This window comes from Neobacillus cucumis, from assembly GCF_002860255.1.
GTDB lineage: Bacteria > Bacillota > Bacilli > Bacillales > Cytobacillaceae > Neobacillus > Neobacillus cucumis_A.
Genome location: NZ_PGVE01000096.1, coordinates 1 through 11,635, shown reverse-complemented (window position 1 = coordinate 11,635; position 11,635 = coordinate 1). Strand labels below are relative to the sequence as shown.

The window sequence follows — 11,635 nt, the reverse complement described above, 5'->3', positions numbered from 1 at the left end:
GGGACGGTTCTCATGCTTCTGAAGCATGAGAACCGTCCCTCTGTTTCTTTGGCAAGTCATTCACTTCATCTGCCACCCGTATTCCAGATTCAATGGCTCCTTGCATCCAACCGTGCGTAAGGGTGGTATGTTCCCCTGCAAAGTGAACTCTTCCTGCAGGTATAAAGATATAAGGAAATAGCTCGTGTTCCTGACCGGGTTCAAAGGTCGCTAAAGCACCAGTTGCATAAGGATCATCCACCCAACTAAAGGAAGTTCCGGACACAAATTCAGCATAGACCTGGTCTCCGTAAATTTCAGCTAAGTTCTTTAAAGCATATTGAATCCGGTCTTCGTTTGATAGACCATTCCAGGTCAAAGCCTCATCTGCCCATGTATAACTTGCCAGAATCACAGCCGGCCCTTTTGTGCCAATCCCTTGACTCGGGTAATACGTGAAACGAATCGGCAGATCCGTGATGGATTTACCACCATATTGATTGTACGTTTCCCAAAACCTGCTTTTAAACTCAATTCCAACTTTTGTCGCCGCCATATAATTCAGTTCACGAATCGCTCTCCGTTTATAATAAGAAAAAGAATCGTAGGGTTCCACTTCAACAAATCGTAACACGGAAAAAGGGATGGTGATAATGGCTAGATCACCAGTTATCGTAGATGGCTCTAATGTTTGAGGATGGTTGGAATGGATCGTTACACTATTCTGGTGTTGGACAATTTTCGTCATTCTCTGATTGAATCGAATATGATCTTTTAATTGTGGGAGAAACGCCCTTGGAAGTAAATCCATCCCACCCGTTATTTCATAGAAACGATCGGTTCTGAAGTCTGCTGCTTCACGCAAAACTTCCAGTAGTGACATCCCCATATATGCTTCATAATCAAGAAGTACACCCATCATATCCACTGCGCCATCTGAAAAAGTGGTTCCAAATTGATAATGATAATATTTTAAGAATGAACCTAGCGAATAGTCTTTAAATTCTTTTTCTATGAGAGGCCAATGTTTCACTGGATCTTTGTTGATAAAGTCGACGATTGGCTGTAGAGCCAAGTTTAACAGTTCCTCTGCCCCCTTCCCTTTTTCATTCGGTTCAACGGGGAAATTTAGGATATCCGGATCACGTTCATACATGTTAAGACGTGTTTTGACGCCATTGGCATATAGAATATCCAAGGGAGTTCGGTTAATAAATACGTTTACGCTTAAATTAAATTTTTTAATATATTCGAGAGTCAAAAGATGAAGATCAGGAATTCGCATAGGGCCTGCGTTTAAATAAAGCTCATTGCTAAAGGGGGAGCGGATGGTATAGACGCGTCCGCCGACTCTGTCGGTTGCTTCAAGAATGGTGACGTTGTGTCCAGCATCCTTTAAGAGAGAAGCCGCAACTAGTCCAGCTAGCCCTGCGCCAACAATCGTAATATTCTTTGGATTTTGCGTTTTTTTAAGACCATTTCTAATTATTTCAAGCATTTGTTGAGCCGATAACTTTGCATTTATGTTAATAGGCATCCCATCGCCCCTTATGGAAAAAGAATTATTACATTGTATTCACACTCGGAGAGGGCTATGTGTTGTAGGCTTGAATAAAAACGAATAGGAACGTTAATAGAATGTAGTAAGTAGTAAGTGAAAGAGAAATAATTGTGGAAAAAGGGACTATTTTCTGGGAAATGAACGGATGAATTTCGACATTCTTCTTTTCATGACGGACTGGAAGGAAATTAATATATCAAATTTTTTAACTGGTTAATCTAATGATTTAATAATAGAGCATAAATTCGTGGAAGTTGATCGTTGTCGATTGTTAAAAGAAATTGCTAAATATTATTGACAGAATAATATTACAATCTTTATAATACAAAACGTACTTCTAAACTACGAACTATATTTAATATTTGAGCTATGAAGGGAATCTTAGTAGTGCTTATCTCACTGTTTTAAGAGAGCTGATGGAAGGTGGAAATCAGCACAAAGATAAGGATGAAATTCAATCCCAGAGCATCTTTTTCGAAATAAAGAGAAATCTTTATAAGGGGAAGACGGTCAATGGACCGTTAACAAAGTCGAGAGGCAGCGTTTTGTCTGCAACTAGGGTGGTACCGCGATAATAGTCGTCCCTACTGATTTAGTCAGTAGGGGCTTTTTTTTTTTCAGCTCTAGTGCTTTTTTATTTTATTCCTAGGAGGAAATCATCGTGGAATTACAAAAAAGATTATTGCCAAGGCATATCCGTCTGATGGCCATTGGAGGAGCCATTGGTACCGGTATATTTAAAGGAACTTCAGAAACAGTATCGATTGCGGGGCCTGCTGTTATTTTTTCTTATCTCTTCGCAGGATTATTGCTGCTTGTGGTGATGAGTGCGATTGCGGAAATGGCGATTGCTTATCCCGGATTGAATATGAAAGGATTTATTCGGCTGGCATTTGGCACTAAAATATCGTTTGTCATTGGCTGGCTGTACTGCTTCATGTGGCTGGTAGTATGTGTCATTGAAGTGATCGCGGCAGGAAGCTTTTTGCAGTATTGGTTCCCTTCAATGTCGTTATGGTCATTAAGCTTTATTAGTGCTATTTTCATTGTGGCCATCAATTTTATGAATGTAAAAAAGTACGGAGAGTTTGAGTTTTGGTTTGCTGGAATTAAAATTACCATGATTGTGCTATTTATTGTTTTAGGAGCAGGAATTCTTTTTGGAATCATTCCGAGTAGTGAAACTCACTATCTGCAAAACTATTCACAGCACCAGGGCTTCTTCCCGCACGGATGGTCAGGGGTGTTCTCGGCACTGTTAATTGTTATTTTCTCATACGGTGGATCGGAATTGATCGGACTGACATTAACAGAGACAAAGGATGCAGAGAAGGTATTACCTAAGGTGATTAAAGGAGTCATTTGGAGGATTGTCCTTTTTTATACAGTACCAATCTTAATCATTTGCGGGTTAATTCCATGGGATGAAATTGGCAATCAGGCTAGCCCGTTTGTCCAGGTGCTATCAGCAGTCGGATTTTCTGGTTCGGCTCATATTATGAACTTTGTTCTTATTACCGCTGTATTGTCTGCAGCGAACTCCGGGATTTATGGCTGTACGAGGATGTTACATTCTTTAGCTTCAGAAGGGGAAGCGCCAAAACAGTTTTCGTATGTAGCTAAAAACGGAATTCCCTTATACAGTGTGATCTTGAGTGCTGTTGTACTTGTTGGGGGAACGTTTGTGGCCTATTTTTCACCAGATCGTGTGTTTGGGTATCTGATGGCCATTCCGGGATTTACCGTTTCATTGGTGTGGATTGCTATTTGTTTAGCACAGTTGAAGCTTCGCAAGACCTACGATAAGCTTCCACATTTTCATATATGGGGATTTCCGTATGTGACAGCCTTTACAGCAGCAGCGTTGACAATTAGCTGTGTGGCATTTGCCTTTAGTGAGCAGAACCGGGTTAGTATTTTTGTCTGTTTAGGTATTCTGTTGATTTTAGTCATATGCTCAGGCTGGACAGGTAACAAAGATATTAACAAAGAGTAAGCAAAAAGAGGGAGTCCTTAAAAGATAAATTTGGGGACACCCTCTTTCTCTATGGATAACACGATTAATTGTGCCCTTTGAAGATGGGGAATTTGAACAGATGGTCATTTAAAAGTTTAATTGTGACCAAGGCCGAAGGATAAAGCGGATCTAAGGTCACAATTAATCAAAAAGCATCTACTAAAGCTTACAAAAACCTCTATCTATTTTGATAGAGGTTTTTTAATAGTATTCACTTCTCTCAAAGCTTCTCGAATTATGGCTGTAGGAGTTTACCTTAACTATTCTACTGCCACCAGCTCTTTCTCTAGTTCTTCCTTCCCGCAATCATCCAGCTGCTTAATCATCGTAATAAACGGTTCAATGAACTGCGGATCAAATTGTTTCCCAGAGCATGCACGTAATTCAACGATGGCTTCTTGGAAGGTTTTTGTTTTTTGATAGGGGCGTTCGGTTGTCATCGCATCGAAAGAATCAATCACACAGAGAATGCGTGCTAATTTCGGGATGGATTTTCCTGCTAGTCCATAAGGATACCCCTTGCCGTCATATCGTTCATGATGAAGCTCGACTAATGGAATTAAGTCTTCTAATTTCTTATTCGTTGAAATGATTTCTTTTCCAAAAGTCACGTGCTTTTTCATCATTTCCCATTCATGCGGCTCAAGCTTTCCTTTTTTCGTTAAAATCTCCCGCGGAATTTCAATTTTACCAATATCATGGACAAGGGCACCAAGAATCAATGTTTTCCTTTCATGGAGACTCAAGTTCAGCATTCTTGAAAAATCGACCGCATATTGGTAGACGCGTTTACTATGGCGATACGTATATACATCCTTTGAAAGGAATATTTTTAATTGATATTCTGCTTCCTCCATCTCTTTTTCAACAAATAGGGAGTGTTGAATCGAATACTCTGAATGAGGGTTATAAATTTGTACTAGGTTTTTCCCTTGATTTTTACCCGCATACATCGCTTGATCGGCTCTGTTTAGAAGTTCAGAAATACTATAGGTTTCTTTTTCACATTCGGCAATTCCGCATGAAAAAGAAAAACAGCCATACGGGAGGCGTTCTACTCCGCTATAGTAGGTATCGTTGGCTTTTTTTCTTAGCTCGTTCATGAACGAATAAGCGGTTTTTCGATCTGTATTTGGCATCACAAGGGCAAATTCTTCTCCGCCGTATCGGGCCACGATATAGTGGGCCTTTGCTGCTTCAGTTTGCAAAAAGGCACCGAATTCCTGAAGGAGATGGTCTCCTTGGATATGACCGTAGATGTCATTGTACTTTTTAAAATCATCGATATCGAGGATGGCCACACTTAATGGTGTATCATTTTCTTTTGCCGCAGTCACTTCTTTTTGCAGGATTTCTTTAAAATACCCGTGATTGTTAAGACCTGTGAGGGTATCTTTGTTGGCTTTATCAAGGGTTTCCTGAAACAAGCGGAAATGCTCATTAAAAGCAACGGACAAAAGGATGGCAATACATACAAATAAGATAAGTCCCAAAATGGCATTCACTTGTAGAAGAATGCCCAAAACAATAGAGAGTAATAATGTGCTAAGATAACTGACTAAAAACGTTTTATCCTTAACAATTCCACTCAAGGATGTAATGGAGCTTTCTGTTTGCTGTAGTAAAAAATATAAGCTTATTAATATGGTATTTAAAATAAAATAGGTAGTAAGTGAAACGATATATGGAAGCAAGTTTCTTGTATTTATATCACCTACTATTCCATTACAAAAAATAAATAGAAAGTAGGCAAGAATAGTCATAATACAATAAATAGAAAAATTGAATAGATGTTTCCACCAAGCAATCTTCCATTTAAAAATAGCATAAATAATCGAATTGATTAGTAGTACTTGTAATGTCAGATTAAGTCCAAATAAAAACATACTTGCAAGGTAAATCGCAGAGTCCATTGAGATGGAATTTCCGTCCGGAGGGATGGGGATTGTGTAATGATTTAGCAGGATAATTGCACCCACTAATGTAAGGGTAATCGCCCAATTTGTAGTATTGATCCTACTAAAAGGCTCCAAAATCATAAATCCTACAATCCCCAGTAACGTAACCATTAATAAATATAGATTAGCAGGCTGCTTCATTCTTTCCATTTTAATCACTCATATCTAAAAATAGTAGAAAGGAGAAGTGAAATAATCTTACTTCTCCTTTTTTCATTATATTAGTTTCATTCCAGATGTTAAAGCGACAATCATAGATGCAATAATAAGGGCATTTACTAAAACACCAGTTAATTTGATTCCTTCTGATTTTTGTTTCATTTTGCTTCACCTCCTTCCATGGAGAGTGAAGTTTTCTGCCTTTTTGAAGCAGGATGTTTGATCATTAGGTATTGGATAAAAAGAAAGGCTCCAATATTCATAATAATATCACCAATGCTGATGATTTGTGTTCGTGGATAAGGTTTGGTGATAGGGATAATATCTCCTAGAAATCCTAGTCTTGTAGAATCTGTTAAGGCTGCGTGTTTCGCATATAATTCCTCTTTTAGAACATCAAGGTAACCAGGTTCTAATATAGAGGCTGCATCTAATGAAACGGGCATTCTGCCGCCATTAAGGACCATTACTAAAAAATTTAAAAACACACCAAATAAAATAAGTGTAAATCCAGGGTTATTGCGGTTCATAAATAAAAATAACAGACCAAGTACATAAACAATGATGTAGATGTAACCGCTTATTTGTCCGAGAAATTTAAGGTTATTTTGAAGGGTAAAAACAGTTAATTCAACCACTAATAGTATAGGAAATATCCATCCCCATTTTAGCCTTAGCTGTGCGAGAGCCCTTAAGTTCCCTTTTCGAAGAAAGCCTACAATAAAAGCCAGTATGATGCCGTCAAATACCATATGTTTTAACCTGCCTATGCTAGAATAAAATATTTTGAGTAAAAGCGCAAAAATTCCGGAAAGGAAAAATATTCTTACAATACCATATCTATCTAATCAAAAAAGAATAACGTTTGCAATGCAGAAATTGGAAGAAATTATGTCGATTTTGTAAAATTGTGCACTTTTCGGGTATAAATTGATAGAGAATTTTGTCGAATGTTGTAAAGTAGTACCAAGTTGGTTAGGAAAATGGTCGATTATGACCTATTTTAAGAGGTTGATAATCATATATTAATTGTTGGAGATAAATTAAGGAAGGGTTATTTGCAAGACAATGAGCAAAAGAAGAGGTCAGAGTATACGGGGATATTGTCATAACAATTTTGTGACATAGACCTCTGACCTTTGGTACAAAAGACTAAACTAATGATTTTATTAGATTCTCAAGCTGTTGATAGGAATTTGTCTCATAGGTAGGATGAACGTTTTCGATTGGCTTTGCTTTCTTCGTGGTATTGATCCAAATGGAGCTCCAGCCTGCTTGATGGGCTCCAAAGATGTCATTCTCAAATGAGTCCCCAACCATACAGGAATCGATGCTATTTGTTTTAGTTTTCACATTCACATGCTCAAAGAAAGCCTTATGAGGCTTGGCATAACCGACTTCACTTGAGATAAAAATATGGTTTGCTGGGACCCACTCTGAAATCCCTAATGATTCTAGTTTTTGTCTTTGATGGGTTGAGGGCCCGTTGGTTGTTACAAAGATCGGAATGCATTTCGTGCTTGCATATTGGAGGATGTTTTTCATTTCGGGAATAAGAGAGACTTTGTATTGCTGGTTTTTGTATTCTTGCTGAAACGCATCCGCTTCGTCTGCCGAAATGGTATATCCGAAATCCTTAAAGGCATTCATCATTCGATATTGATGCATCTTTTCTAATGACATTTCCCCTGACTCAGTTAACGCGAACACTTTATCGCTGTATTCTCGGCTTTTTTTGAAGAGGTCAAGAATGGAAAGGTCTGTAATCCTTGAAAAAACACTATGATATGCTCCTTGAAAGGGTTGAAGCTGGTCATATAATGTATCATCTAGGTCGAAAAATAGTGCCTTCATGAGCTACACTCCCATAAAAATTAATAGAAACTACTTAATTATTATATTAAAATGTGAAACTAGAAGGAAGGGATGTGTATTTTCATACGCGGGACTCCTTTACCAACCAATCTTCAAATTCCCACCTGTCTAAAAACAATCTCACTATTATTCAGCTCATACTCATCATGAAGCCTTGCATGCATAAGATTGCAAAACTTATTTTCCGAAATTCCATAAAAATAAGCGAAGGGGTTTTTGATGTTCTGGTTAAACTTTAGGCCCCGAATGAGCTGCTTAAAGGAATCTATGGCCACATCTAGAATGACATCGTGATCATTTTCCCAAAGATTTCGATAGGCCGTGATTTTAGCCATTTTCCAATACTCTTCGATTGTTTTTACATCATTATAGAAGTACTTAACCAGCTGGACAAAAGGCTGTGGAACATGATCGCTCACATAGGTATGGTCTAATTTTGACGGTTCTTCTATACGTTCTTTTATCTTTTCATTTTTTTCAGTTTTTAAAAGATTACTAGCTTCTATAGGGTGGTCCAAGATTTCCTCTTTGGGTGGTTCATTTGAAGGGAAACGATTAAACTGGTATAAATTACTGGTCTGTGAACCGTTTTTTCTTTCCGTTTCAAAGACACTGAGGATTCCTAATTCCTTGGCTTTTAGGATCATTCGTTTAAAGGTAGAGCGAGAGATGCCATTGTCATGGCACTCTTCGTGGATGGATTTTAATATTGTACCTATTTTGGCATTACAAACACCTGGAATTTTGGCAGCATAACGGACCAATCTCTTTAGCCCCATTAATTCCCCTTTTGAAAAATGCTGCTTATGTTCTAGCAGCCACAATTCCATATGGTTATTAAAATCTTGTAAAGAATGAAATTGAGAAAATTGTTCAAAGCTCTCGATTTTACCTGATTTCAAAGGAAACACCCTTTCATCGTGAAGATTTATTTCTGGCATCTTCACCATATCGGGTTTAACTGGCTAAATCGAATTCATCATTTTTGAATTTGAAGGTACTTTTAAGGTCAAAAGCCCCTTTTTCGGCTCCAAATTAGACATTTGGAGCCGTTTTTTGCCATTTAAGCGATTTTTATATCTTTTTTCTAAAAAGATGGCCATGAAAAAAGGCCCTTATTGAAGGAGCCTCGCGTTATGTTTATTCCAGTTATCTCAAATGCTACACTTTAATAATCAATCCCATGAGCGTTGCAAACTTGATGGCCTGATAGGATGATACCTTGCAGCCCTTTAAGCTTTCGATGGAAACAGTAAGTGTATCAAAAGTAGACGAACTAATATCGATTCCTTTTAAGGATGTTTGATCAAAGTTTGCTCCATTAAGGTTACATGTTTGGAATTCAACTTTTTTAAGTTTGCAGTCAAAAAAATCTGTACTATTTAAGGAAGCCTCTTTAAATATAACTTTTTCTAGCTTAGAATTTCCGAATCCCGCCAAGTTTAGTATCGAATTCTCAAATTTTACATTCCCTAAGCTGGATTCTTCCAAATTAACACCGATTAATTTGCTATTTATAAATTCAACTCTATGGACAGAAGAATGACTTAAATTAACATTTGATAAGTCGCAATTTTCAAAACAAACATCTGTCATATCAATATTACTAAAGTCTGTATTAGTAAACTTACAATTCTTGATTACTGCATTATAGAGCCGAACCCTATCTACGGCTTCATTTTCAAAAGCGGAGTCGATGATTTTACACATTTCGAGTATGGGGTCTTCTTCATAAAAAATATCGTGAAAATCCCTTGAAGTTAACTCTGGCGAAATTTTTGGAATATCAATTTTCATCTTCTATCCTTCTTTCGGTTCATTAGTTAGCTAACTAGCAAATATACAACTATCATCTTAAGTATAATTGTGGAAATTGTGAAGTAAATAAAGAAACTCACCAATTATGGCGAGTTTACCTTTTTTATATACTTAGTAAGATATCAAAACGACTGATATTTCGTCACGTATTTTTGAGAAAGCTATATGATTAGCGTTTCTTTTTGGTCCAGATAAAGGTCGTACATTTCTAAACTCTCCAGCAGATCGTGTTTATAAATCATTAACGCTTTTTTGACCACGCTGTTATAATCCGTGATGTTAAGTTCCTTATTACATTCTTCTAGTTCCTTGGTTTTAAGTTCTTTTAACTCCATAAAAATGCTCCCCAAATCTCTCCCCATAACCAACTACCTCCGATGATTTACTCTTTTTTTACTAAAAGTATGGCCTGATTTTAAAAAGTTTATTCGGGAGGCAGCAAAATTCCATTTTATGCGATTAGTAGTGACCAATTAGGGGAATATAACTATAAAAGTTATCCTAAAAAAAGCTTTAAATAACCTTTTATATAGGAAATTCAAACTACTACAATAGTAATAAAATCAAGGTGGAATTGAAAATGCCATTATTTACAGTGTTGTGCATGTCGAAAAAAATATCTAGAATTATATTGTAATATCATGATATGATATTGATTAACCGAGATTTATGCTCTTTAGAGATAATAATAAATATAAAGAAAAGGGGAGAGATTATGAAGAGAATTAGTCTGGCATGGCAAATTTTCATTGGTTTAGCCCTCGGTATTATTGTAGGGGCCATTTTTTACGGAAATACACATGTAGCTCAATTCCTGCAGCCAATTGGGGATATTTTTATCCGATTAATTAAAATGATCGTAGTCCCAATTGTTATCTCAAGTATTGTCGTTGGGGTTGCTGGTACCGGCGATATGAAATCGCTTGGAAAACTTGGAGGAAAAACCCTTCTGTATTTTGAAATTATTACAACGATTGCGATTGTGTTAGGGTTATTATTTGCTAATGTATTCCACCCAGGAACTGGTGTCGATCGTTCCCACTTAGCAAAAACAGATATTAATACGTATGTGGAAACAGCAAAAACAACTGAATCACATTCCAAGATAGATACATTTGTTAATATTGTCCCAACCAATATTATTCAAGCATTAGCAAATGGTGATATGTTAGCGATCATTTTCTTCTCTGTTATGTTCGGCCTAGGTGTGGCTGCGATTGGAGAAAAAGGGACGCCAATTATCAACTTTTTTAAAGGTACTGCCGATGCGATGTTTTGGGTTACTAACCAAGTGATGAAATTTGCTCCGTTTGGCGTATTTGCGCTCATTGGTGTGACGGTTTCTAAATTCGGTTTATCATCACTTATTCCTTTAGGAAAATTAGTATTCGTTGTTTATGGCGCTATGATCTTCTTTATTTTGGTTGTTCTAGGTATTACAGCTAAGATTGTTGGGGTTAATATCTTCAAGTTCTTAGCCTATTTGAAGGACGAATTATTACTTGGTTATTCTACAGCAAGCTCAGAGGCTGTTCTTCCAAAAATCATGGAAAAAATGGAGAAGCTCGGCTGTCCAAAGTCGATTACTTCCTTCGTTATTCCAACTGGATATTCGTTTAATCTTGACGGATCTACTCTTTATCAAGCAATTGCGGCGTTGTTCATTGCCCAGATGTATGGAATTCATATGAGCATCACGCACCAAATTACACTTGTACTAGTCTTGATGGTAACGTCTAAGGGGATTGCGGGTGTTCCAGGGGTATCTTTCGTGGTACTTCTTGCGACATTAGGAAGCGTTGGAATTCCTGTTGAAGGTCTTGCGTTCATCGCAGGTATTGACCGTCTCCTAGATATGGCACGTACATGTGTAAATATCGTTGGTAACTCTTTAGCAGCCGTTGTGATTTCTAAATGGGAAGGCCATAAGGTTAACGTTGAAGACAAAATAGCGGCGTAATAGGTAAAAAGACAGAGATGCATTTGGCACTCTGTCTTTTTTTATGACCTTTATACGTTATTTTACTAAGGAAATTTCTTTAACCGTTATTGAGGACAAAACTGCCAGTGGAGCTGAAGAAAGTGTCTTCAATAAGGGTTCTTGAGGACAAAACTGCCAGTGAAGCTGAAGAAAATGTCTCCAATAATGGGCCTTGAGGACAAAACTATCGGTGAAGCTGAAGAAAGTGTCTTCAATAAGGGTTCTTGAGGACAAAACTGCCAGTGAAGCTGAAGAAAATGTCTCCAATAAGGGGGCTTGAGGACAAA

Annotated in this window: 9 protein-coding genes and 1 other annotated feature; of the genes, 2 read left to right on the top strand and 7 right to left on the bottom strand. The window is 37.4% G+C overall.

The features are described from left to right. Positions 1–10: 10 nt before the first annotated feature. On the bottom strand, positions 11–1,516 hold the full coding sequence (locus CVD27_RS25280; protein ID WP_101651669.1) for a flavin monoamine oxidase family protein: 1,506 nt from the start codon (positions 1,514–1,516) through the stop codon (positions 11–13). A 384-nt stretch (positions 1,517–1,900) separates the two neighbouring features. After that, positions 1,901–2,129, top strand: a binding site (T-box leader). A gap of 114 nt (positions 2,130–2,243) precedes the next feature. Here CVD27_RS25280 and CVD27_RS25275 point away from each other — a divergent pair. Then, a complete protein-coding gene (locus tag CVD27_RS25275; protein WP_101651671.1) occupies positions 2,244–3,536 on the top strand; it encodes an amino acid permease in 1,293 nt (430 codons plus the stop codon). 281 nt (positions 3,537–3,817) lie between these two features. Here the strand turns inward: CVD27_RS25275 and CVD27_RS25270 are convergent, their stop codons facing one another. The 6 genes from CVD27_RS25270 to CVD27_RS25245 form a co-directional block, all read right to left on the bottom strand. Continuing rightward, on the bottom strand, positions 3,818–5,665 hold the full coding sequence (locus CVD27_RS25270) for a bifunctional diguanylate cyclase/phosphohydrolase (RefSeq protein ID WP_101651667.1): 1,848 nt from the start codon (positions 5,663–5,665) through the stop codon (positions 3,818–3,820). A 167-nt stretch (positions 5,666–5,832) separates the two neighbouring features. Further along, positions 5,833–6,426, bottom strand: a complete 594-nt coding sequence (locus tag CVD27_RS25265) for a DUF5317 domain-containing protein (protein WP_101651665.1) — start codon at positions 6,424–6,426, stop codon at positions 5,833–5,835. A gap of 400 nt (positions 6,427–6,826) precedes the next feature. Next, positions 6,827–7,528, bottom strand: coding sequence for an HAD family hydrolase (locus CVD27_RS25260; protein ID WP_101651663.1), 702 nt, complete (start codon positions 7,526–7,528; stop codon positions 6,827–6,829). Between the two features lie 113 nt (positions 7,529–7,641). Next, positions 7,642–8,451, bottom strand: coding sequence for a hypothetical protein (locus CVD27_RS25255; RefSeq protein WP_219621336.1), 810 nt, complete (start codon positions 8,449–8,451; stop codon positions 7,642–7,644). Between the two features lie 259 nt (positions 8,452–8,710). Then, positions 8,711–9,346, bottom strand: coding sequence for a pentapeptide repeat-containing protein (locus CVD27_RS25250; protein ID WP_101651661.1), 636 nt, complete (start codon positions 9,344–9,346; stop codon positions 8,711–8,713). Positions 9,347–9,528: 182 nt separating this feature from the next. Beyond that, a complete protein-coding gene (locus CVD27_RS25245; RefSeq protein ID WP_101651659.1) occupies positions 9,529–9,729 on the bottom strand; it encodes a hypothetical protein in 201 nt (66 codons plus the stop codon). Between the two features lie 353 nt (positions 9,730–10,082). On the opposite strand from CVD27_RS25245, the gene CVD27_RS25240 reads away from it, so the two are divergent. After that, a complete protein-coding gene (locus CVD27_RS25240; RefSeq protein ID WP_101651657.1) occupies positions 10,083–11,327 on the top strand; it encodes a cation:dicarboxylate symporter family transporter in 1,245 nt (414 codons plus the stop codon). Positions 11,328–11,635: the final 308 nt, after the last annotated feature.